The organism is Mucilaginibacter sp. GW822-FHT03E02, assembly GCF_058801545.1.
On record NZ_JBXANJ010000001.1, the window covers coordinates 2,598,948 to 2,621,832 of the forward strand.

Genomic DNA, 22,885 nt, shown 5'->3' on the forward strand with positions numbered 1-22,885 from the left:
TATAAAACACAAAAGCCGACCTTACGGCCAGCCCTTGCACCTGATAAAGCTATCTCAATCAGGGATATACCCTTATCTCACAGATCTTATCGTCCTGTTTTTCGTTTACAAACACCGCTATCGTCCAGCGCTCTTTGCAGGCGCGGGATACCAGTTCGCCAACAGATTTTTCGGTGCATTTGAATAAATGCGGTTTGGTACAGCACTTATCCAGTGCAAAACCCTCCAGGTCGCCAAAGCAATTGTAAACAACTTCGCTTACCTTGCCGCGGTATTCCACCAGTTTTTCGTGGACAGCTATTTTGGTTGGCACACCATCCAGCGATGGTTTAACAGATACCGAATTGCCGCCAAAACCATCAACGCGCATGGCAACATCCTTAACGTATCTTTCCAGCACGGGGTACCAGCGGTTTTGTTGCGGCATGTTTTCCAGCCTCCATTTTAAAATGGCCAGCGTATTTTCTTCGGGGCCAAGCAGGGCTTTATCGGTACCTACCGGTATTTTAACCTGGAAGGTGCCGGTAATGTACCGCCAGTTGCGCATGGGCTTGCCCCTGCCGCCAATGTTAATGGCCCCGTGGCTCTCTTTGAGTACGGTAACAACATTAATTTGCTGGGGCTTGCGCGAAGTTACGCGGCGCACCTTGATGTTAAATTCCTGACCAACTGTTATCCCTTGCGGCAAATCGAGCGTAAACAGGCCGGCAAAATTTTTGCCCGTACCAACCGGGATTGGGATGTAGGTAACACCCTTGGTAACCTGGCATTTAATGGTGTTGGCATCGGCAGCGGCTAATAAATGGGTGCTGTACAGCGTTGAGGCCAGCTGCAGCACATCGGCGCTGTTAATTTGCGGCCAGTAAAGGCTGGCTACGCTGCCATGCGGCGTATTGCCCCAGTCAATCATCAGTTCGTCGGGATAATCAAGCAGTAAGCCGGGTGTGGTAGCAACGGCCTCGCTTGCGCGCATATCAAAAGCCTGCGGGATACGATGTGTTTCGGGATAACTTGGGTTGCCCGATGAAGTGATCTGCAAATTGCGTTGTGCCAGTTTATCTGAGTTTTCGGGGCTCATGGTTACCCCGCCTGAGTTGATGATAGGCGCATCGTCATAAGCAATCTCGGCTACAATACAGTGGTGTGTTCCGGGGAATTTGGCCTGGTTGCCGGCATCATATACATCCAGGTAGCAGCCAAAATAGGCCCAGGTTTTATTGTGCCCGGCCGGGATAACTATATTGCGGATATTAGCGTTGGCTACCGACGAATCGTAATCATGTGTACCGGCGGCATCCGTAGCAAAAAACGGAATAGTTTTAACGGCCTGGCCCGATGGATCTGTTATACCATCGCCCGATGCTAACGGGAATATGGGCTTGCCGTTGTCGGCCCCACTGGTTCCCAATGTACTTTTGTAGGTGGTTGCCGGCTGAAAATCAGTATCAAATGAGGGGGCTACAAAAAGCCGGAAAAACACCCTTACGTTATCGGCAGAGGCTAATGCGGCATCCTGTAAGCGTACCCGGGCAATGGCAAAATTGTAATTTTTTTGCGATGCCCCATCCAAAGGTGTAACCGACGAATCGCCGGTTTCGTAACCCGACTGGCCCGGCAGGGCATTCAAAGGATCAGCCGCACCCGGATTGGTAAAGGATGTGTTTGAATTTAAATATCCCAAAAAGTTTTGAATGGAGGTGTACGGATCACTGGTAAATGCCGGCGCACCCGAAACCGGGCTATGGCCCGCGCTTACCGAAAACACCCGCAGGTCCTGGCTCAGGTAAAATACATCGTGGGTGTTTGAGGGATCGAGGTTAGTGAAATACGGATCGGCGCCCGATACCAGCTCAAATAAAGTAATGGCGCTTAGCGTATTCCCCTCAATAGTTATAATGGCATTCAACTGCTCAAATATGGGCGCCGAGCCTACAGCAGGGAACATATTTGTTGATGTGAATGTTACATCAAAAGGGTACCTGATGCGTTGTGGGGTATACAAATCCGCAGGGTCCTCATACTCCACATTAGCCGGGTTTGGCGTAATAGTAACACCGGCAAGGCTATTAAATGCTCCCGACAGGGCCGGATGAAGGGCCGATGGCTGATCTTTGGTAACCTGGTCTTTGGTAAAACCTTCCAGTACCAGCCAAAATGCATCGGTAAATTTACCGCCGGCTGTCGAAATTACGTCGGCTACTTCATCTTTACCATAGGTGCTTTTATCGGTTACAAAATACATGCCTTGCGTTACACCCCGGTAATACAAATAAACTTCGCCCGCGGGGCTATCGTTGCTTACAATTACGCATTGCTGGCCGTTATCCGTTACGCTGTTATCGGCCAGCCAATTGATGTTGGCTTCCACATCGGTTACCGGCGAATTGGATGTTCTTAGCTTTATTTCGATATCGTAAAAGGCTGTCAAATCGGTATCCGGATAATCAGAAAATGCCGAAAATCCGTAACATTCAAGGGTTTCATTGGCCCATTTAAGCTCGTCGATACCGGTAACTGTTAAGTCGGCAGTTGGATTGCCAATAAATGACGACTGGTAATCACATGTACCGCCCGATTGCCCTGTTAAAGTCATCACTCCCTGCAATTCATCGCCGGGGTTTACATTTACCAATGAGCCATGTAAAGCAAGGCCGCCCTGCCCATCAACATACCAATTGGTAATTGCCCAGTTGCTGCCGCCGCCGGCCGGCGAATTGCCCCATTGTAAAACGGGCTGTAAGATAAACGGCCCCGAATTGGTTTGCTGGATGCCGTTAAAAAGATAAACAAGCTGCCCATTATCTGTAGCCGGCGGCGGCGGAACAACCCATTTTGAGCTAAAGTAGCTTATCGGGTTGCCGGTAGTATTAGTCCATTCGGAATTTATTATCCAGCCATCGGTTATAGGGCCTGGCGTGGCGCCACCACCTAACTTATTTAAAGGCTTTGCTCTAACTACCCGGCTTTCCGATTGTTTATTATGTTTGGGTATTTCGCCAAAATCTTTAACCACTTTGGCGGTGGCCGTGTGGATCATTTTTAACCGGCCGCCATCGCTGCTTACATGATGCCCCGGTTCAATATAATGAACCATTGATTTTGGACGTGGCCCGCCCGGCGTAATAACCATTTCTTCATCGCCGGCATTTTGTTGTACACCTGTTTTGCCGGCGTTTGTGTGGATCTTTCCCATAAGATAGATAATTTGGTGCCTACTCTAATTCCCTTTTCGGCTCACGGGTGCTACTCTGTTTAATGATGTATTACAGGTACAATTAACATCAAGGGATTTTTGCTTACTCCTGGATTATTTACGGGGTAAAATTAGGAGGCAATACAAAGCACGAAAAGAGGGACACTACCTGAGTACACAGGTAGTAATACTAATTATTAGTTAAGTATAATTACGTAAAAGAATTTTTATTATCAAAAAGAAAATAAAAAGGAATAGCCAGGAAAGCAGGAAACTATCCCGATAAAATACAACAAGCCAGGGAAGCCTGTTTAAAACATATTAAAAACCACTCGCCTAATCAACCATTCACATGAAACCCAATTACCAATATCGTGCCCTGCGTGTGGCGCGCATTAACTGGCGGTGCCTGTGCGCATCATAATAATCGCTGGTAACCAATATAGAATGAATTACGCCGGGGATCCAGAAAAACAGGGTTAAAAATATATTGAGTATAAATGCGCCAATACGGCCGGTTGTTAAAATGGCCAGCGGCGGAAATAAAAAGCACAGAAAGTATCTCATGACCGGTTAATTTTTAAGTTGATATCCTTTTGACTCAGCCGGGCCGCAATTGTTACTAAAATTAATCTTTCAAATTCAGGGGCAATTGCTCGCCAAAAAACAAGGCCTTCAGTTCGGTTGCGTCGTTGGCCTGCATTTTTCCACCCAGTATTAACCGCAGCTGGCGGCGGCGAAGTGCGCCTTCGTACAAAGCTATTTCTTCGTCAGTTTCGGGCAATGATGCCGGCACCTGGGTTTTTTGTCCGTCGTTATCTAAGGCTACAAATGTATAGTAGGCTTCGTTGCTTTTAACTTTGGTTCCCGATGGGATATTTTGAGCCCAAACATCCATCCTCACTTCCACCGAGGTGGTAAAAGCGCGGGTCACCCTGGCTTCAATACTAATTACATCGCCCAGCTTTACAGGGGCCTGGAAAGACACATTATCTACCGAAGCCGTTACCACAATACGGTTGCAATGCTTTTGTGCCGATATAGCGGCGGCAATATCCATCCAGTGCAGCAGGCGCCCACCCATCAGGTTGTTTAATGTATTGGTATCATTGGGCAATACCAGTTCATTCATGATGGTATATGATTCTTTGGGCGATTTTCCTGTCATGGTGCAAATATAGCACAGCCTCACCTAAATCCTCTCCAAAGGAGAGGACTTTTATAGCATAAAGAAAATTAACAACTCCACCTATCTAACATGCAAATCAGAACCCTCTCCTTTGGAGCTACCCCTTACCCAAATTTTGTTGATTCAAGATTTGATAAGTTTTCACAGCGTCGATCAATCGTCGGTAACCGGTCCATATAGCTTTTAAACCGGGAGGTCCATCAGATTTTCTACCCAGATGCCCTCCCAGTTTACCTATCCATGCGGCGGCTTCTGCTAATGTCGGCGGTTGGCTTGTCACTTTATTCGATTTGTGTATTAGCATGTACAGAACAACCCATTGGTCTTTAGTCAGTACAAGCTCGCAACTCACATTTGGGCTTTGTCTTGACTGATAAACCAACTGCATCATCCGCATAGCCGATATGCTGTATAAGTGTATCGCTTTTTGCAAAGAAGAGGCTTTCTTTAGCTGTAATTCTTCTACCTGTGTACCACTTTTAAGCACGTAATGAAAACGCTCTATCAGCCACCTGTAACAATACCATTTTACACATTGCAGAGCTTCTGTTACGGTGTTAACCGGTAAAGTAGTCAATAGTTTCCAATACAGCACCTCTTCCTGCCAGTCTTGCTTTGCTGAAATCTGTTTAAGTTCAATGGCTGACATCGACACGCTTTCATATTGATTACTGCTTCCCTGAGGACGAAGTATTTCTATTTGGTGATAACGGATTTCAACTTCAATTGCAGCTGTCTTTTTACCTGTTTTATCCGGGATATTCAATGTTGTTTTTGCTGCTAAGGGCTCCGCTGCAACTGCATCCCAAAGCAGGCTTTTATCATTTAGCTTACGATTATGCTTTGCCCGGATTAGTAAATCGGTATTTTCTTCATAAGCGCAAAAGAACAATTCATAGATATCTGCTTCCCTGTCTGCGATGTGTATTTTGTGTATGGTATTCCCTAAAAGCTCGTTGACTGTAGTTATTCCCTTATACCAATGATAACTCTCTTTATCTTCAAAGGGTGTATATGATCTCTTTTTAGACTTGCCCAATTCTTCTAATGGACGTACGAAATTATGCTGATAAAGTAATGATAGGGGAACTCCTGTGGTGCTGATAGCTATACTGTTGTAAGCGATAATGCCCCTTGCCTCCGTATTAGCCAGATATCCGAGACCCGATGCTGCACTATCATTATAACTAATCTGGCAAAAATCATGAGCAACCAATACTTTATCTGTTCCAGCAACCTGGCTGCTTCCATAACTTGATATAATTTGCTCAAGTGCCTGAAGGCTTACATCTTCATTCTTGTAAAACTCATAGGTAGCCTTCGTAGAATACCAGCCACCATTCTGCCCTGGAATACTGCTGCCAGGGTTACTGCTTAAATTATTAATTATAGATACAAAACGCTCATTCCGACGAATATCGCCAAGATCCAAATCTGGGAAATCCTTTATACTTACCTGATGCATAGAATTATTTTTCCAAATATCAGTTTTAACCCACTTTATTTAAAATTTGGGTAAGGGGTAGCCTTTGGAGAGGGTGAGGCTCTTTTTATTTAAAAACCCCTACCTTTAACCCGATGATCTTCGATTTTCGGTTAAAGGTATTTTATACGGTTGCGCAGCGGCTTAGCTTTACCAAAGCGGCCAATGAGCTGTTTATTACCCAGCCGGCCGTTACCAAGCATATTAAGGAACTGGAGCAGCAGCTTAATGTGCAACTATTTAAGCGCAACGGCAACAATATTGCCCTTACCACAGCCGGCAAAGTGTTGGTACATTACGCCGATAAGATTTTCCAAACCTACAGCGCCCTTGAAACCGAACTGGCGCAGCTTAACAATATTGAAGCCGGTACCCTGCACATTGGCGCCAGTACTACAGTAGCGCAAACCATTTTACCCAAGATCCTGGCGCTATTTAAGAAAACCTACCCCGAAATCACTTTCAACTTTATACAGGCCAATACCGACCAGGTTTCGCAAATGATTATGGACGAGAAGCTGGACATTGCCATCATCGAAGGCTCATCCCACTCGCCCCAGTTGGCCTATTCGCCATTTGCCAAGGATGAGATAGTGCTGGTAACCAGGGCAAACAATAAGTTATCAAAAAAGGCCGAGATCAGCCCGAAGCAATTATTAGATATCCCCCTTGTTTTGCGCGAGGCCGGATCAGGCACCCTGGATGTTATTTATGATGCTTTGGCAAGTGTACAGATCAGCCCTAAAGATCTGAACATCGAGATTCAACTGGAGAGCAGCATCGCCATAAAACAATATCTTTTATACTCAGATACAGCTACTTTCCTCTCTATCCAATCGGTAGTGAGCGAGCTAAAATATAATGAGCTGACCGTTATCGATATTAAAGGGCTCGAAATTTTCCGCACGTTCCAGTTCATTCAGCTACATGGAAAAAACAGCAAACTGATTGAACTTTTCAAACGTTTTTGCCTGGCCAATTATAACTTAAAGTAATCGAGTATTACTTTATATCATTTGTTCGATGACTTTTTTAGGGGCACATTTGTTTCATAAATAATTATCAATTATGAACAAAAACAGTTCAATTATTGAACAAAATACTTCAATTTTTAGTCAGGATATTTCAAAAACCAAACAAGTTTTTACAGACATCTGTATCATCGGCGCGGGACCGGTTGGATTGTTCGCCGTTTTTGAAGCAGGGCTGTTAAAAATGCGCTGCCACCTGATTGATGTACTACCCCAGGTAGGCGGTCAGCTTTCCGAAATTTATCCACACAAGCCTATTTACGATATTCCCGGCTATCCCGAAGTTACCGCGCAGGAATTGGTAGACAGGTTGATGGAGCAAATAGCCCCCTTCCACCCTACCTTTAGCCTGGGCGAACGGGTAGAAACTGTTAACCAGAATGCCGATGGCTCATACACCCTCCAAACCAATGATAACACTACCGTACATTGCCAGGTGGTAGTAATAGCCGGCGGCCTGGGCTGCTTTGAACCCCGTAAACCCGAGATTGACCGCCTGCTTGATTTTGAAGGCAAAGGCGTGGCCTACATGGTAAAAAATCCGGAACTGTTCCGCAATCGAAAAATCGTTTTAGCAGGCGGCGGCGATTCTGCTTTGGATTGGGCGATATTCCTTTCCAACGTAGCCGAACGTGTTACCCTGGTTCACCGTGGCGATACGTTCCGCGGTGTACCCGATTCTGCCGAGAAGGTTTTTGAACTGGCCCGCGAAGGCAAAATTGACCTCATCCTGAAATCAAACGTAGTCGCCCTAACCGGCGAAGGTCACTTGCAGGAAGTGACCCTGCTTGACAGGAATAACGAAGTAAGCCACATAGCTGCCGATCACCTGATCCCGCTGTTTGGCCTTAGCCCCAAACTGGGCCCAATTGCCAACTGGGGCTTAAACATTAGCTTCTCGGCCATTGAGGTAAACACCAGGGATTACAGCACCAACGTGGAGCGGATTTATGCCATCGGCGATATCAATACCTATCCCGGTAAACTAAAACTGATCCTTTGCGGTTTCCACGAAGCAGCATTGATGGCCCAAAGCGCCTTCAAGTACGTTTACCCCGAACAAAAACTGAGTTTTAAATACACCACCGTTTACGGCGTAACCGAATTTTAACCATGATCAACTTAATCATTGAAGACCGCCACGGCGACCGCCAGCCTGTCGAAATCCCCGAAGGCATCAACCTGAGCCTGATGGAGGTTTTAAAAGCATCCGAATACGATGTGCTGGCCACCTGCGGCGGCATGGCCCTTTGCGCCACCTGCCACATACAGGTACTGGAAGGCCCCGAACAATATTTTCATGCCACAGATAATGAGCTCGACATGCTGGATACCCTGCCCAACGCCGATGAGCATAGCCGCCTGGCCTGCCAAATGCGGGTTACCGAAGAGATGGATGGGCTGGTAGTGAGGCTAAAATAGAATCAAGTAGTAAGTAGTAAGTATCAAGTAGTAAGACCGGAAAACGGCATTATCAATATATTTTAATACAAACCTTATCTATGGATATAATCAAGGTGATACAGGAAACCGCAACCTGGATAGAAAAAGTTAACAATAACTTTAACACCAACCTGTTCCGATCTGCAGAATTATCACCTCGTTACTATTATTATGAAATTCCGGAGTCTGGAAAGCTTTCGGTTATTGACCGGATTATTTCAACACGGTCGGCCTCGTTAGCTGAATCGGGGATAGACTTAATTCCCGTTTCTGAATTGCATCAATATGGCAGAATTATGTTATTTGATCCTGATTCAACAGTCGTAGATGGCGCACCTGAAGCCGAAAGCGCATGTTATGTTGATATAGGAGACACTCCGCCATGGGATACCTGGCTGGCACTTGGAGAACAATTAAACCAGATAAATTTTTATAAACCTGGTCATGATATTAGCGCTGCCTTTTTAATAGCCTGGGTGCCTAAATCACATTACTTTTATGCCAATGGTGCGCTGGAAGTTGCTTGTGTGGATAACTTCGCGTGGCCATCGAACGAGTTTATACGGAGCAGATATGATTCCATAAAGGAATTGTTTAGCAAGCCAGTGATTACAGAACCGGATTCGGAGCCTTTTTATTCCGATAAAATAAGCAGGATACTTAATGTTGTGCAGGAAGAATTAGAGCACAACTCCAAATTGTATTATGAAGATATCAAGGCTCAATATAAGATTAAGAAATCATTTTGGAGTAAGTTGGCTATATGGAAAACGAGCCATGACAAATAAAAACCCGACCCAATTGCTATTGAATTGAGTCGGGTGCGCGTTACGGGTAAATTTCTATTAATGCCAGAACCTGCTTTTGGTGTTATGCCTCCTAAACCTGGCAACTGCCGCTGCTTTGGTTTGCAGTAGTTTGCTTTGGGCTGATGGGTGCGCGGCCTGGTAAGCTAATACCGATTTAAATGCCATCACCATATCGTAATCCATAGCTACCTGCCCTTTATCAAAAGGTACATTGCCATAATTATCCTGGAACCATAAATTCCAATTTGGGCTGCCTGGAGTATAAACCTTTAAACTATCGGACGAAGGGAACGGACCAGGCAACAAGAACGAATTAAAGGAATCCTGTGCCGGGCTATGGCAACTCATACATGATGATAGTGCAAGGTTAGTATATTTTTTACCGCTATTAATATCAAATGCCACCTGCGCAACAGCACCGTCGTTAGGGCCACTTAACCGCCCGCCCCATCCTAATGTTTCTGTGCTGTATGCCGGCGCTTTGGGGTTAATTACAGTTTCGGCCAGCTTCGGGTAAGGTGGGGTAAGCGGGCTGTTTACGCCAGGGTCGTCGCCCCACATGGCACCCAAAGGCACCATTTTATCCCATCCAGATCCGGGGGCATCCATGTCATACACGAATGTTGAATAAACCCAGCCCGTTTTTGGCGATGTTTTACTATCCTTAACAATAACATCCATCTGAAAAAAGCTAACCTTCCTTACTTGATATCCTTTTTTTGGATTTTCTTTGGTTGGAATGGTATCATAAACACTAAAGGTTTGCGCGTTTTTCATCACCGGCCATTGCGGATAGTTTACATTTGAAAATGCAAACTTTACAATAACACTACCTTCCTTAAACTGTGCCGCATCATTTGCAAGGTTAACTTTTTGTCCGGTTTTTCCCCAAATTTGTCCTACGGTATAAGCCGCTACCGAATCATATAAAACAAGCGCATAGCCGGCTTCATCTTCTTTGAGGGTTTTAAACATATTGGCCGGGTTACCGTTGCCTAAATAAGTACCCAAAATGGCCTCTCGTTGCGCGCCCACCCAGGGTTCATTAAACCAGCCATATTTTGCCGATGTCCAGTTTTTATTATCACTAAAAAAAGGCAATACATTGGGGGCAACGTAACTTTTTAACGAATCCATGTAGGCAATGGCATTTTTATCAGAAATTGGCTGCCCGTTTAATGCCTTTTGCCACGAAGGGTTAATAACCGGTTTAAATGTTGTTGGATAATCGTGACTCAGCTTAAAAAGCGAATCGCTGTATTGTTGTGGCGATGGCACCGAATCGCGGTGGTTCAAAAATGCATCGTTTTTCCCCGAAACTGCCAAATCAGCTTTTGTTTCGCCCTCTTGGGGTTTGTTGTTACCCGAACAACTGTATGCAATAAAAGCCACTATCAACAATATAAGCGAAGTAGCAAAAAGAGTGGATATTTTTTTCATAGGATTTAGGTATAATATTTATATAAAAAGATTGATTGATTCGCGCACAAATAGCCGGTATGATAAAAGATTCAAGGTTACGGGCCTATATTAAATATAGCATATAAGTAATTGGTATATAAATGTATAGTTAAATAAATAACTTCCAATACTTAAATCAAAAACACGTATTTATACGCATAAAATAGCCTGAAAACACCCTCATAAATACCCTGAATCCGCTTATGATGTGCGGGCCTTCCTTCGGCATATAGATATTGGAGGGCGCAAAACAACATTTTCATCCCACAGATAATGAGCTTGACATGCTGAATACCATGCTGATGAATATAGCTGGCTGGCCTGCCAAATGCGGGTTATCGAGGAGACGGGTGGGTGCTGAGGCTGATAGGATAACAATTAACTACCTTCCCAATATAAGGTTTAAATTTATTTCCTCATATAATTGTACATTTGCATTATGTTCTATAGAAGGAAAATTATATTAGCCCTATTGGAAATTTTTGAAGGAAAACTTGAAAAAATTCAGCTTCAAAAACTTTTATTCCTTTTTACAAAAAGGCAGGCAAAACCCGACTATGAATTTATCCCATACAAATATGGATGCTTTTCTTACTCTGCAAATGCCGATTTAATAACAATGCTAACTAAGGGTTTTTTAGTTGATGAAAATAGCCGAGTGGCCAAAGCGGATGAAACAAGTTACTTTAAAGTTCTTAAAGAAGAAGACAGAAAGCTGCTTGTTGATGTAAAGAGATATTACGGGGGAATGGATAGTAATGCCTTAATGCGCCACACATATTTAAATTATCCTTATTATGCAATAAATAGTATAAAAGCCAAGGAAATTTTAGCTCCGGATGAATTCAAAAAAGTTAGTTTGGCAAAACCACATAGTGACAAAGAGATTCTTTTTACAATAGGATATGAAGGAATTTCTTTAGAAAAATATATCAATAAATTAATTAAAAACAATGTTCAAGTTCTTGTCGATGTTCGAAAAAATCCGTTAAGTATGAAATACGGCTTTTCAAAAAGCCTCCTTAAAAGGTTTTGTGAAAGTGTTGGTGTTGAATACATTCACTTTCCTGAAGTTGGCATAGATTCAGACCAGCGACAAGAATTGAACACCCAGGGAGATTACGATAACCTCTTTAATATATACAAAAAAGACAATCTCGAACAAACAACCAAAACCCAAACCGATATTTTAAATTTACTTAAATTGAAAAAAAGAATTGCATTAACTTGCTTTGAAGCCAATATTTGTCAATGCCATAGGAAACCGCTTGCTGAATCAATAGCTCGTCTTTCAGGAAAGGATTTTGAAATAAAGCATATTTAAGTGGCATTAACCAAGGTTCTAATTGCAGTCAAGACCTACCCAACGCTATCAATCAAATACGATGAGTTAGTTTGTACCGCTGGCTTCAGAGAAGATGGTTCCTGGATAAGGATATTTCCGGTCCCCTTTCGGAAAAAATCTTATAATGAACAGTATTCCAAATATGATTGGATAGAAATTGATCTGGTTAAAAACAAATCAGATTTTAGGCCAGAAAGTTACCGGCCTTATTCTCATGAATCTGAAATTAAGATAATTGATCATTTAGATACAAAGAACAACTGGTCAAAAAGAAAAGAATCTGTATTGGGGAAGGTTTATTACAACCTAACCGAACTTATAACCGAAGCAAAAGATAAAAACATTAGGACTTCATTGGCGGTTTTTAAACCTACAACAGTGATAGATTTTAAGATTGAACCTGTGGATAGGGAATGGGACAAAGATAAACTTGCTAAGCTTCAACAAATGAATTTATTTGAAACTGCGAAGGATGACAAATTCGAAGTGGTTCGTAAGCTCCCTTATAAATTTTCTTTCTTTTTAACTGATAATCAAGGTACAGAAAGCAGAATGATGATTGAAGATTGGGAAATAGGCCAACTATATTGGAATTGTTTAAGTAGGCATGAGGGTAACGAAGAGAAAGCATGTTTAGATGTAAAAAATAAATATTTCAATGATTTTGCCAAAACCAAAGACTTATACTTATTTCTTGGCACAACGCAAATTCATCATCACGTATCCCATAACCCATTCATGATTATTGGCACTTTCAGTCCTAAAATTGAATTGCCACAGCCTGCGTCTCCTCAAACAAGCCTATTCTAATTTTGCCATTCAGGTGCTGGTATTCCATCTTCAACTTCTTCTTTATCTCCTATAATACAACCAAACCGCCATCCCCAACCCAATAACCACCATACCCATACTAAACGGAAAAATATACATCAACCCAAACTGGCTTGCCACAAAACCAACCAGCGGACCGGTTAAGCCTAACGACATATCGATAAACAGGCTGTAGCCGCTAAGCGCGGCACCTTTGTTGGATGCTGGAAGCAGTTTAACCGCCTCGACACCGAGGGCCGGGAATACCAGCGAAAAACCAAGACCGGCAATACCCGCGCCTATTACAGCCAGGTAAGGCACAGGGGCCAGCCACAGCACCAGTAAACCAATTACTTCTACCGAAAGGCAAACAAGGCTGGTTTTCATACCGCCATATTTGTTAATGGCTTTTGAAAACACCAGGCGTCCCAAAATAAACATACCGCTAAAGGCCGATAGGCACAATACCGCTCCCTGCCATTTCAGCGCCATGTAATACAGCGTTATAAAGGTTGATATAGTACCGAAACCCAGGCCGCCAAGCCCCATAGCAATGCCATATGGCGATACTTTTTTGAGTACCTGCAAAAAGCCCTGCCGGGGCGCTTTGCTGCTGCCTTGCAGCGCCGTTTTATTTTTGGCATATAAAAAACCGCCAAAGGCAAGCACTGCAATCAGTAAACTTATAGCGCCTAAACCAAAGCTATTACTAATGATTACTCCAAGCGGCGCGCCAACGGCGATACCTCCGTAACTGGCTATGCCGTTAAATGATATTGCTTTGGCGGTGTGTTCGTCGCTGGTGGCAAATATGGCCCAGTTAATAGGGCTCGATCCTACAAAGCCTTCGCCTATACCGGTTACCAGCCGGGTAATTATCAGCATACCCAGGCTTATCATTGGCGTATCGCGCAGCAGCCAGGCAAAAAGCAGCATTACGCCGCTTGCTGTAAAAGCAGCCATGCCCATGGTAACTGCGGGCTTTGGGCCCCGCTTATCTACCATGTTACCGGCAAACATGCGGCATAAAAAGGTAGTGATATACTGCAAGCTGATGACGATGCCCGCTACAACAGCACTAAACCCCAATTTTTGATGGATAAATACCGGCAGCACAGCCAGCGACAACCCGATAGAGACATAAGCAATAAACGTAAATGCTACAAAGCCGATTATGGTTAAGCTAACCTTTGATGATGTAGTATCTGCGCTAATTTCTGCCTCCATTGCGTATTTGATATTGTTAACGGCGCAAATTTAAGGATATGACAGTCAGCAAGGTAATTTAGATGGTGTGTTTTTTACACATTACATTGATATAACATTTCCTGTTATCAAATTAACGTTCAGTCTCCGCCAGACAAGCGGATTTGCAAGGTTTGATTTGCATGCGGGAGACGCAAAATTTTGCGTCTCTACGTGAAAAAATCAACATTGATAATCAACGCATTACACCTCATTATAAGTTATTGATTACCAATATTGATGATCGTCATTGCGAGGCACGAAGCAATCCCCGACATGCTAAGCTCCACATAGTTCGGGATTGCTTCGTACCTCGCAATGACGATAGTTTTTTTATCTTCAAACACCTTCTTAGAACTTAAGACTTCGACTGGATACTTGCCGCTACGCGTTAAAACTTAATGCTCAGGCTTAACGTTCCGCGTGTTGGGTTTTGCGGCGCCAACCGGAACGACCAGTATTTTTCATTCGTCAGGTTATCCAGCTTAAATCCTACGCGGTATTTGGGCTTATCGTAAAATACGGTGGCATCAATGGTGGTATATGACGGGATAACAAATTTAAAAGTTTGTGTATTGGTTTGGTACGATTGACTGCCGTAGTTGCCCCCCACCCCTGCACCCAGGCCTTGCAGCCCGCCGCTTACGATACGATAACTCATCCACAGGTTTGCCAAACGCGCCGGGCCGGCATTAGCCGGGCGTAAACCCTGCAGGCCGGTACCTGCAGCGGCATTGGTTATTTTACTATCATTATAGGCAAAACCTGCAACAATATTAAAGCCCTTAAACGGATTGGCAATTAACTCCGCTTCGACACCCTTGCTTAGCTGCGTGCCTGCCTGGGTCGAAAAACCGGCATGCGCAGGGTCGTCCATGGTGGTATTGGTTACCGAAATATCGTAATAACTCACGGTCGAGCTGATTTTATGATCCCAGGCATCAACTTTTATGCCGCCTTCCCACTGGTTGGCATATTGCGGCTTAAATGGGGTATTATCAAAACTGGTGGCACTTACGTTGTTGAACCCGTTCATATAGTTACCAAATAACGATACCTGCCCTTTAACCAGTTCGTAAACCATACCCAATTTTGGCGACCAGGCCGTTTGCTTAAAATTCCCGGTTCTTTTGCCATCGGCCGGCGTATAAGCGCCTTTGTTATCAAACCTGTCAATACGCATGCTGGCCATGGCGTTTAACCTGTCGGTAATGTTAAACACATCTGATACATAGGCGGCATATGAGCTTTGATTATTCTGAACATAATCGCTTGCTTTGGGTGTAGCTGCCGCAACCAATGCCGAAAGTTTATCGGCAGTAAAATTGTTGTACGCCGCCCCCGGGTCAAGGTAACTTATAGCGGGCATGGTTACAGTAACATTGGCATTATTGCTTTTTTGGTTATAATACTCCACCCCGGCCACAATACGGTTACGGAACTGACCGATCTTAAAATCGCCTATAAAATTTTGCTGAACGTTGGTTATGTAGTACGGGTAATCTTCTTTGGTAGCCTGCTGTTTAATCTTTTTTACACTATCAACCAGGGTTAACAGGGTAACAAAGCCCTTGGTGCTCGAGTAGGTTTTGTTAAACATGGTTTGCGATTTCCAATTATCCGATATCTTGTATTTTATCAGCCCGTAAACGTCAATTTGTCTGCTCAGGTAGTCGACACTGTTATTGGCGAAGGATCGTTTGTAATCAATCCCCAGGTCTTTAACGTTATATATCTTTCCTTTGGTGTCGGGTGCCAGGCGGTAGGCCGATGTAGCGTTTGAATTGCCTATTTCTAAATTTAAATCAACCGATAAACGATCGTTTACGATATAGGTAATGCTGGGGGCCACAAAAAAGCTGCGGTTAAAACCAGCATCCTGAAAGCTGTGCTCATTATGCAAAGCGGTGTTAATCCTAAACAATACGGTTTTATCTGCATTTAGGGGCAGGTTTACATCGGCGGTAAGCCTGTTAAGGTCAAAGCTACCGGTTTGGTAGGTAATTTCGGTGCGCGCGGTTTCAAAGGGTTGTTTGGTAACCCGGTTAAACAGCCCGCCAAACGATGCAAGGCTGCTGTTAAATAAGGTACCGGTGGGACCTTTAATGGCCTCTATCTTTTCAATATCTGCCGGATCGATACTGTTAAAGTTATAACCGGCAACACTGTTACGGATAAAATTGCCGGTTACAAAACCGCGCGACAGCAAGGTTGTACGCCCGTTGTTATATACCAGCGGAACGCCGGTACCCGGAATATTTTTAAATCCATCTACATAGCTGGTTACCACCTGTTCTTTCATTAGTTCGCTGGCAACTACACTGTACACTTGCGGGTTCTCGAGGTTTTTGAGGGGCAGGCGGGCAACATCTTCGGTTTCCTTTTTCAAAAACTTGTTATGTTTGGCGCTTTGTATATAAACTTCCTGCAATTGCTTGCCGCCCTCGCTTAAAACAAAATTTATGGCAGTAGTTTCGCCGGCGGTAACGGTTATCTGCCGGGTTTGGGTTTGCAGACCGATAAAACTGGCCACCAATGTATAGTTCCCTGGCTTAATATTTTTTATCACATAATGACCACTTTGCGTGGTTACCGCGCCCTGGCTGGTTTCGGTAATGGTAATATTTACGTATTCCGCGGCTTTACCGTCGGCTGTTTTTACGGTTCCTTTTACCGCCCCGTTTGATGTAACCTGAGCAGATGCCTGGCAAGAAATTATAACGAGCGCAAATAAGCAGGCGAGTTTTATACCTTTAAAGACTTTTAATAACACGGGGCGGTATTTAACGGATGTTGAGGGGCAAGTAGCGGTAAAATGCATAGTTTTACTTAAATAATAAATTTTAACAGATTTGTTATTTGCCCGGTATGAAGTTTGGCGACCAAGTGCCGGGCTATTTTTTCTGCAAAGTTATTTTTATTTAGATTAATTACAAATAAAGAACAACTAATTGGGAGATCACCTTTAAATTGATAAGATTTATTTCGCGCCAAGACGCTAAGAAGCAAAGTGATTTGCATGGTTTTTCTTTGCGCCTTAGCGATCTTAGCGCGAAAAACCTAATAACTTGATGCCATTGCTACCGGTATAGTATAGTTGAACATGGAATTTTAAAGTAATTCCCTGGCAATTAATTGCTCCATAATTATTTTATTGCCCGCATTGCTTTTGACGACTGCCTAGTAATTTGATCTTTTAATAGGCAGGAACAAATTGCTGATTTGATGCCACTGAAATTTGGGAAGGAAGAATGAAGCTGAAAGTAGAACGCTGAAAGCGGGGAATGGCTTGGTTTATCTGGCTAAACCATAGTCCTGTTCCAGTTGATATGCTCCTGAAAATCGTTGTAAAGGTTATTGTCTTTTACAATCCAATATTTAAAAGCCAGAAACTCCTTGGTAATCAATAAACTATCAATAACTTTTTGCTTGTTTTCCGGGGTAGGGGTCGTTTTATATTCAAGTAAGATGCCAAGGAAGAATATAATTTCCCGTCGCAAATCTCTATACAAAATATCTGCTTTGGTATCGCGCAAATTATTTTTACCGTTAAATAATCGTCCAAGAAACCAGGCTGTACAATCATCCTTAGCGCCTTTTCTTAAATCTTGAATAACAACCGTTTTATTTGTTAAATCAAGTTGATGATAGATAATATCTTCGATGTTATTATTTACCGGATCTAAAATAGTGTAACTCTCGTGTTTACGGCTATTACAATAAGGGCAGGATAAAAATAAATTACTCCATATGTATTTTAAATGGGGCGAATAATCTTCGGCCTTGGCTTTATGATGTTCTATTTCAAAACTTTTGGTCGTTTTTTGCTCGCATAAATAACACTTTTCATGATGGTCGGTTACCAATGCTTTCTGCACGTCTAAACCATTGTAGCTGTTACAATCGGCTACCAATAGTGATGGCGGCACATCAACAGACTTACTAACTCGTATCATAGATCGTCTATTTCGCGCTTAATTTAATTTGCAGGTATTGTCCTTTTATGGCCGGGGAGGCAAGGGCATCATCCATCGATGCGAATTCATGATCGAGGCTTTCAAATTCTGCAACTTCGGCCGCATCCTTTTGGCTTATCTTTGCCAGTTCCTCAAACCTTTCCAGCTTTGTTGCCAAAAAATTAGATTCCGTTTCCACCTTAAAATATCCTTCGGCCAAGGCCTCATACGAGTATTCAGTCAGGTTTTCAAGTCTTGTTCTCTTTTCCAAATCAAAAGCGACTGCATTGTCCAATGAACTTAACACAAAGGGAGAATGGGTGGTAACTATAAATTGAATATTAGGGAAAATCTGCGTTAGCATGGGCAGGATCAAACGTTGCAGCTTTAAATGCAGGTGCGTTTCCACTTCATCAATCAAAACTATACCCTCCTTTTCATAGGCACGGGTAAGGGAGTTTTGAGATTGCATTTTAATGATCAAATCTGCTACGATGTCAATAATTGCCGAATAGCCATCAGATAACTCATTGAATCCAAACTTACGGCCATCCTGATTAATGGTAAACGAATAATCTCGATAGTTAAAATCTAAACTTACATTATCGCTTTCAAAAAGCTTTTGAAGCAAAGCCGTAAAACTTATAAACCAGTTTTTTATTTCATCTGCAGCTTCAATCTTGTTTTCGTTTCTGGCTAAAGCTTCCTGAACTTTTAAATCAACCAAGAATTTTAGGAATTCCTTGATCTTAGATTCTTTAATGTCAGCAACAGGATTTAAATTCGGTTTATCCGGATTTTTGGGAACAGTTACTTCTGTTTTACGCGTTGCACTATAATAGGACAAAAGAAAATCTTCTTTCTCCATTTTTAGGGCAAGTTTATAAATGTCATCAAAATATAAATCAACTTTCCCAAAATAACTGACCAATTTCGCCTGAAGTATTTTTATCATTTTTTCAGTTTCGGCCGTTCTCATTTGGTCTCCAGATGCTTTTCCTGCTTTCCTTTCACCTTCCCAACTTTTTATAATATCTGCGGTTTTAAGGAACCCCAATGTTGAATCATTTTTAATTAACTGAAGGTAGTCTGCTATACTATTTAATAACGATGTCTTCCCCGAACCATTCTTCCCCGTCAAAATAAGATGCTTTTTTTCCTGGGAATCTATTTCGATCAAAATATCCTCCAGGTGAAAAATCTTATTTACTTGAATCTTAGTCAGAAAAACACTCATTGCTTTTTTTATTTACAGTTGCAAAATACAAAATTTAGCTTCAAATGTCATTTGCTATTTTTTCCAATATAGATAAAGCAGATAATGTTTGTTATACAACAGATAAATATCATTTTTATACCTCATTAAAACCAAAATGTTAAAAAAAGGCGAACACATTGAAGGCACCCCTCCCGAGTTACAGGCACTGCTTGACCAGGAACCCGAGGCTATGGAATTTTTTGAAAGCCTGTCCAAATCATACAAACGGGGTTACTGCGATTGGGTAGGCTCGGCAAAGCAGGAAGATACACGGAAAGTACGGGCCGATAAGGCAATGATCATGTTGCGGAATAAGCAAAAAACGCTGAAGACTTAAGATGTTATCATCCTTAATGATCTGTTTGTTGAAAAAACCATTAACATCCTTAAAAATTAACAAATGTGGTATTTAGGATTCCGGCTAAGGTGCTGTCTTTTGATTACTCTCTTGATAACGGCCTTCACATTCAGTTGCCGACAAAAGTCAGTTGAGGACAGCACAATCGTTAAAATCGAATCAAATCTGAGCAATTTCGGGGTCGAATCAGAATGGTATCCGTCAATCCATTGCCTGATAAACCTGGCAGATAATTCAAGTAGTTGTAAAAAAATCTACGACAACTCTAAGTACAAAGATTCTACTTATTCGTTAAGCAAAAACGAAATGCAGCAAATTGACAGGATACTCGAGCATACTGATTTAAAAAAATTGAAAAATAAATATTCCGTTAGCGCTCCGGATCAACCTAAATCCACAATAACGTTTTATACCAATACAGGCAAAATTGTAATTGAAGATTATGGATTACAAGGAGAATATCCTTTGCAGGACTTATATAAAATAATTTACAAGCTCTGATTTCCCGCGAGGTTTTAACTCTTGGGATACATGGTTTAAGACTCCGGCTTAACTTCGTATTGCAGGTGTTCATACATATCCCCAACAAAAAGCCGCTCGTCCACCACCTTAAAACCCAGGCTGGTATACATAGATTTGGCCTTGGGGTTATTTTTGCTAACCAGTAATCCGGTGGTCAAATGCCCTTTATCAGCCGCATATTCGGTAAATGCTTTAATGAGTTTTTTGCCTATCCCCTTACCCTGGTGACCAGGGAATACGCTTAGGCAATCAATATAATATTCGCCGGGCTGGGTTTCGTCTTCCACAGGTTGGTCAAAGCCGTAAGTTGCTTTAATATGTTGTAAAAACAGCTCCCTTAAGATAGCCAGTTTAGCGCCATCATACCCGATGATCATACCGCAAATGCCGGTTTCATCTTCGTAAACTAAAGCATTCTCATAACTGTATTGATTGCCTGTTTTACCGGCGAACAGTTCAAAAAGGGAACCGGCCTCGCTTGCATCTTTACCGTTTACAAATTTCGAGGCAAGCTCGCCCATAGCCAGGATAATGAGCTGGCTTAGCGTGGGTGCGTCTGTGGGGATGGATTGACGTAGCCCCACAGCCCCCTGAAGAGGGAGCTTTTGATTAGTTTTCATAGATTAAATTATGCTATACTCCTTACCAATTCGCCCAGCACCTTAATACTCTTCTCCACCACATTATCAAAACTCAATCCAAAACTAATGCGGATAAAATTGGTAAACCGCGCATCGGTACTGAAAATTTGCCCAGGGGCGATGCTGATGTTTCGGGCCATGGCCAGCTGGTAAAGTTCAAACGCATTGATGTGCTTATCCAGCTCCACCCATAGCGCGTACCCGCCCTGCGGCCTGCTTATTTTAGTGCCGGGCGGAAAATAAGTGGCGATAGCCTGCGTGTACCTGAGCGATTGCGTGTACAAAGCCTTGCGCAGGTTACGCATATGCAAATCATACCGGCCGGTTTCAAAAAAATGGGCAATGGCAGCCTGCGTTGGCGTGGCCGAACTGATGGTATGCATCATTTTTAGATTGATGATTTGCTCTTTAAACCGCCCGGGGATACACCATCCCACCCGGTAGCCTGGCGCTATCGATTTGGAAACAGAGGAGCATAACAATACCCAGCCATCCTTATCATAGCTTTTGCAGGTACGCGGGCGGCTTTTGCCAAAATAAATTTCGCCGTAAATATCATCCTCTATCAGGGGAATTTTTTTGGCGGCTAATAAGGTAACCAGTTGCTGCTTGCTTTCATCGGGCATACAACTGCCTACCGGGTTGCTAAAATTGGTAACAAACAGGCATACTTTAATATCAACCTCGTTAATGGCCTGGGTTAAATAGTCCAGGTCGATACCGGTATCGGGGTTGACCGGAATTTCCAGCACTTTTAAATCAAGGCTGAGCATTATATTAAAAATGCCAAAATAGGTAGGGCTTTCAATAGCTATGGTATCGCCGGGTTTGGTAAGCGCGCGCAGGCAAAATATCAACGCCTCCATGCAGCCCTGGGTAGTTACTACATCATCCTCAGTAATGTTGCCGCCCCAGTTAAACGCGTTTTTTGCTATCTGCCTGCGCAGCGAAACATTGCCCTGCAGGTTTTCATAATTGATATTGCCCGACGGACTTTTACGGATAGCCTCCATCATCGATTTATTGAGTTTGGCCATGGGTATCATGCTGAGCGGCGGCGATGAGCGCGACAAACGGATCACGCTATCCTCATCCATATTCTGGTATACCATGGCTATCATATCGGTAACGCTGGCTTGCGCAATTTTTTGGGTGGGCGGCTTTGTGGCCGGCACATGGTTAGCTTTTGCAGGCGAAAACTTAACATAGTAGCCCGATTTTGGCCGGGCCTCTATCATCCCCATGTTTTCCAGCTCCACATAAGCCTTATACGACGTGCTGATGCTGATGCCCTGCTCCAGGCTCAATGCCCGTACAGATGGTAGCTTGTCGCCGGTTTTTAACAGCTTTTGTTTGATTTGTTTTTCAATGCGCGATACTATCTGCGCATATAAAAAATCATCAGGCCGGGCTATTAACTGTTTTTCCATTTTAAAATCTGTTATGGTCAAAATTAATAAAACTGAATCTGTTTTACTATAGGCAGATGTTTTTACTTTGTATTATATAAATGATTTAAAAAAATGGAACTGCAGCTCATCGATTATCAGCCCGAATACCAGCCCTACTTCGAAAAATTTAACAAGGCCTGGCTCGAAGAATTTTTTGTGGTTGAAGCACTGGACAAATGGGTTTTGGAAAACCCCGACGAAGCCATGTTAAAACAAGGTGGTAAAATTTATTTTGCAGCCGCTGGCGATACTATTATAGGTACTGTTGGCCTGCGTTTTATTGAAGATGGCATTTTTGAACTTACCAAAATGGCTGTAGATAAAGGTTATCACGGGGGCGGCGCCGGCAAATTTTTATGCCAGGCCGGTATTGATAAAGCCAGAGAAATAGGTGTTAAAAAGCTTATACTTTTCTCCAGTCGTATTCTTAAAAACGCCATTCATATTTACCACAAACTCGGCTTTACCGAGATACCTGTAACACCCGGTACCTATGGCCGCGCGGATATCATGATGGAGATAAATTTTTAGAAAGCCCCCTCTAAATCTCCCCCGGTAGGGGAGACTTAAAATACACTCTTTTTCTTTTAGGTCCTCTCCGAAAGGGTACTTAAAAAGGCGTGCAGGTCAAAAAGTCTCCCCTACCGGGGGAGATTTAGAGGGGGCTCGCGCAAGACACTTCAACTCTTT

General features: G+C 43.0%; 20 protein-coding genes. 9 read left to right on the top strand and 11 right to left on the bottom strand.

What is annotated here, in order from left to right; genetic code table 11:
* Positions 1 to 58: 58 nt before the first annotated feature.
* The 4 genes from AC1RM2_RS10960 to AC1RM2_RS10975 form a co-directional block, all read right to left on the bottom strand.
* Positions 59 to 3,193, bottom strand: a complete 3,135-nt coding sequence (locus tag AC1RM2_RS10960; RefSeq protein ID WP_492985127.1) for a hypothetical protein — start codon at positions 3,191 to 3,193, stop codon at positions 59 to 61.
* A gap of 363 nt (positions 3,194 to 3,556) precedes the next feature.
* A complete protein-coding gene (locus AC1RM2_RS10965) occupies positions 3,557 to 3,760 on the bottom strand; it encodes a YqaE/Pmp3 family membrane protein (protein WP_492985128.1) in 204 nt (67 codons plus the stop codon).
* A gap of 61 nt (positions 3,761 to 3,821) precedes the next feature.
* On the bottom strand, positions 3,822 to 4,361 hold the full coding sequence (locus tag AC1RM2_RS10970) for an acyl-CoA thioesterase (protein WP_090642811.1): 540 nt from the start codon (positions 4,359 to 4,361) through the stop codon (positions 3,822 to 3,824).
* Positions 4,362 to 4,479: 118 nt separating this feature from the next.
* Positions 4,480 to 5,847, bottom strand: a complete 1,368-nt coding sequence (locus AC1RM2_RS10975) for an IS4 family transposase (protein ID WP_492985013.1) — start codon at positions 5,845 to 5,847, stop codon at positions 4,480 to 4,482.
* Positions 5,848 to 5,960: 113 nt separating this feature from the next.
* Between AC1RM2_RS10975 and AC1RM2_RS10980 the strand changes: the two genes are divergently transcribed.
* The 4 genes from AC1RM2_RS10980 to AC1RM2_RS10995 all read left to right on the top strand — a co-directional run bounded on the left by AC1RM2_RS10980 (position 5,961) and on the right by AC1RM2_RS10995 (position 9,127).
* Positions 5,961 to 6,860, top strand: a complete 900-nt coding sequence (locus tag AC1RM2_RS10980) for a LysR substrate-binding domain-containing protein (protein WP_492985129.1) — start codon at positions 5,961 to 5,963, stop codon at positions 6,858 to 6,860.
* Between the two features lie 73 nt (positions 6,861 to 6,933).
* A complete protein-coding gene (locus AC1RM2_RS10985) occupies positions 6,934 to 8,007 on the top strand; it encodes an NAD(P)/FAD-dependent oxidoreductase (RefSeq protein WP_492985130.1) in 1,074 nt (357 codons plus the stop codon).
* Positions 8,008 to 8,009: 2 nt separating this feature from the next.
* The gene (locus tag AC1RM2_RS10990) at positions 8,010 to 8,318 is read left to right on the top strand and encodes a 2Fe-2S iron-sulfur cluster-binding protein (RefSeq protein WP_492985131.1); all 309 of its coding nucleotides are present in this window, start codon (positions 8,010 to 8,012) and stop codon (positions 8,316 to 8,318) included.
* 80 nt (positions 8,319 to 8,398) lie between these two features.
* Positions 8,399 to 9,127: a hypothetical protein gene (locus AC1RM2_RS10995; RefSeq protein ID WP_492985132.1), complete on the top strand. Its 729-nt coding sequence runs from the start codon at positions 8,399 to 8,401 to the stop codon at positions 9,125 to 9,127.
* A 57-nt stretch (positions 9,128 to 9,184) separates the two neighbouring features.
* On the opposite strand, the gene AC1RM2_RS11000 is transcribed toward AC1RM2_RS10995, so the two are convergent.
* Positions 9,185 to 10,588 (bottom strand): hypothetical protein, encoded by a 1,404-nt coding sequence (locus AC1RM2_RS11000; protein WP_492985133.1) that lies wholly within the window; start codon positions 10,586 to 10,588, stop codon positions 9,185 to 9,187.
* A 460-nt stretch (positions 10,589 to 11,048) separates the two neighbouring features.
* Between AC1RM2_RS11000 and AC1RM2_RS11005 the strand changes: the two genes are divergently transcribed.
* Complete coding sequence (locus AC1RM2_RS11005; RefSeq protein WP_492985134.1) at positions 11,049 to 11,933, top strand: DUF488 domain-containing protein; 885 nt, start codon at positions 11,049 to 11,051, stop codon at positions 11,931 to 11,933.
* On the top strand, positions 11,934 to 12,764 hold the full coding sequence (locus AC1RM2_RS11010; protein ID WP_492985135.1) for a DUF8758 domain-containing protein: 831 nt from the start codon (positions 11,934 to 11,936) through the stop codon (positions 12,762 to 12,764).
* A 42-nt stretch (positions 12,765 to 12,806) separates the two neighbouring features.
* On the opposite strand, the gene AC1RM2_RS11015 is transcribed toward AC1RM2_RS11010, so the two are convergent.
* The 4 genes from AC1RM2_RS11015 to AC1RM2_RS11030 form a co-directional block, all read right to left on the bottom strand.
* Positions 12,807 to 13,991 (bottom strand): MFS transporter, encoded by a 1,185-nt coding sequence (locus AC1RM2_RS11015; protein ID WP_492985136.1) that lies wholly within the window; start codon positions 13,989 to 13,991, stop codon positions 12,807 to 12,809.
* 409 nt (positions 13,992 to 14,400) lie between these two features.
* Positions 14,401 to 16,830 carry a TonB-dependent receptor domain-containing protein gene (locus AC1RM2_RS11020; protein ID WP_492985137.1) on the bottom strand — a complete coding sequence of 810 codons (2,430 nt, stop codon included), beginning with the start codon at positions 16,828 to 16,830 and terminating at the stop codon, positions 14,401 to 14,403.
* 481 nt (positions 16,831 to 17,311) lie between these two features.
* Complete coding sequence (locus AC1RM2_RS11025) at positions 17,312 to 17,965, bottom strand: HNH endonuclease (RefSeq protein WP_492985138.1); 654 nt, start codon at positions 17,963 to 17,965, stop codon at positions 17,312 to 17,314.
* Between the two features lie 7 nt (positions 17,966 to 17,972).
* The gene (locus AC1RM2_RS11030) at positions 17,973 to 19,202 is read right to left on the bottom strand and encodes an AAA family ATPase (protein WP_492985139.1); all 1,230 of its coding nucleotides are present in this window, start codon (positions 19,200 to 19,202) and stop codon (positions 17,973 to 17,975) included.
* 136 nt (positions 19,203 to 19,338) lie between these two features.
* Between AC1RM2_RS11030 and AC1RM2_RS11035 the strand changes: the two genes are divergently transcribed.
* Positions 19,339 to 19,560 (top strand): YdeI/OmpD-associated family protein, encoded by a 222-nt coding sequence (locus AC1RM2_RS11035; RefSeq protein WP_492985140.1) that lies wholly within the window; start codon positions 19,339 to 19,341, stop codon positions 19,558 to 19,560.
* A 63-nt stretch (positions 19,561 to 19,623) separates the two neighbouring features.
* Entirely contained in the window at positions 19,624 to 20,082 is a 459-nt protein-coding gene (locus AC1RM2_RS11040) for a DUF6438 domain-containing protein (protein ID WP_492985141.1), read from the top strand.
* Between the two features lie 35 nt (positions 20,083 to 20,117).
* Here AC1RM2_RS11040 and AC1RM2_RS11045 read toward each other — a convergent pair whose 3' ends face one another.
* Entirely contained in the window at positions 20,118 to 20,723 is a 606-nt protein-coding gene (locus AC1RM2_RS11045) for a GNAT family N-acetyltransferase (RefSeq protein WP_492985142.1), read from the bottom strand.
* Between the two features lie 8 nt (positions 20,724 to 20,731).
* Positions 20,732 to 22,174 carry an aminotransferase-like domain-containing protein gene (locus AC1RM2_RS11050; protein ID WP_492985143.1) on the bottom strand — a complete coding sequence of 481 codons (1,443 nt, stop codon included), beginning with the start codon at positions 22,172 to 22,174 and terminating at the stop codon, positions 20,732 to 20,734.
* A gap of 93 nt (positions 22,175 to 22,267) precedes the next feature.
* Between AC1RM2_RS11050 and AC1RM2_RS11055 the strand changes: the two genes are divergently transcribed.
* Positions 22,268 to 22,726, top strand: a complete 459-nt coding sequence (locus AC1RM2_RS11055) for a GNAT family N-acetyltransferase (RefSeq protein ID WP_492985144.1) — start codon at positions 22,268 to 22,270, stop codon at positions 22,724 to 22,726.
* Positions 22,727 to 22,885 lie beyond the last annotated feature (159 nt).

Coding starts and splice junctions, on each gene's coding strand:
- AC1RM2_RS10965 (WP_492985128.1), bottom strand. CDS start 3,760: ATGAGATACTTTCTGTGCTTTTTATTTCCGCCGCTGGCCATTTTAACA.
- AC1RM2_RS10980 (WP_492985129.1), top strand. CDS start 5,961: ATGATCTTCGATTTTCGGTTAAAGGTATTTTATACGGTTGCGCAGCGG.
- AC1RM2_RS11005 (WP_492985134.1), top strand. CDS start 11,049: ATGTTCTATAGAAGGAAAATTATATTAGCCCTATTGGAAATTTTTGAA.
- AC1RM2_RS11040 (WP_492985141.1), top strand. CDS start 19,624: ATGTGGTATTTAGGATTCCGGCTAAGGTGCTGTCTTTTGATTACTCTC.
- AC1RM2_RS11055 (WP_492985144.1), top strand. CDS start 22,268: ATGGAACTGCAGCTCATCGATTATCAGCCCGAATACCAGCCCTACTTC.
- AC1RM2_RS11045 (WP_492985142.1), bottom strand. CDS start 20,723: ATGAAAACTAATCAAAAGCTCCCTCTTCAGGGGGCTGTGGGGCTACGT.
- AC1RM2_RS11030 (WP_492985139.1), bottom strand. CDS start 19,202: ATGAGTGTTTTTCTGACTAAGATTCAAGTAAATAAGATTTTTCACCTG.
- AC1RM2_RS11050 (WP_492985143.1), bottom strand. CDS start 22,174: ATGGAAAAACAGTTAATAGCCCGGCCTGATGATTTTTTATATGCGCAG.
- AC1RM2_RS10995 (WP_492985132.1), top strand. CDS start 8,399: ATGGATATAATCAAGGTGATACAGGAAACCGCAACCTGGATAGAAAAA.
- AC1RM2_RS10985 (WP_492985130.1), top strand. CDS start 6,934: ATGAACAAAAACAGTTCAATTATTGAACAAAATACTTCAATTTTTAGT.
- AC1RM2_RS11000 (WP_492985133.1), bottom strand. CDS start 10,588: ATGAAAAAAATATCCACTCTTTTTGCTACTTCGCTTATATTGTTGATA.
- AC1RM2_RS11025 (WP_492985138.1), bottom strand. CDS start 17,965: ATGATACGAGTTAGTAAGTCTGTTGATGTGCCGCCATCACTATTGGTA.
- AC1RM2_RS10990 (WP_492985131.1), top strand. CDS start 8,010: ATGATCAACTTAATCATTGAAGACCGCCACGGCGACCGCCAGCCTGTC.
- AC1RM2_RS11020 (WP_492985137.1), bottom strand. CDS start 16,830: ATGCATTTTACCGCTACTTGCCCCTCAACATCCGTTAAATACCGCCCC.
- AC1RM2_RS10960 (WP_492985127.1), bottom strand. CDS start 3,193: ATGGGAAAGATCCACACAAACGCCGGCAAAACAGGTGTACAACAAAAT.
- AC1RM2_RS11015 (WP_492985136.1), bottom strand. CDS start 13,991: ATGGAGGCAGAAATTAGCGCAGATACTACATCATCAAAGGTTAGCTTA.
- AC1RM2_RS11035 (WP_492985140.1), top strand. CDS start 19,339: ATGTTAAAAAAAGGCGAACACATTGAAGGCACCCCTCCCGAGTTACAG.
- AC1RM2_RS10975 (WP_492985013.1), bottom strand. CDS start 5,847: ATGCATCAGGTAAGTATAAAGGATTTCCCAGATTTGGATCTTGGCGAT.
- AC1RM2_RS10970 (WP_090642811.1), bottom strand. CDS start 4,361: ATGACAGGAAAATCGCCCAAAGAATCATATACCATCATGAATGAACTG.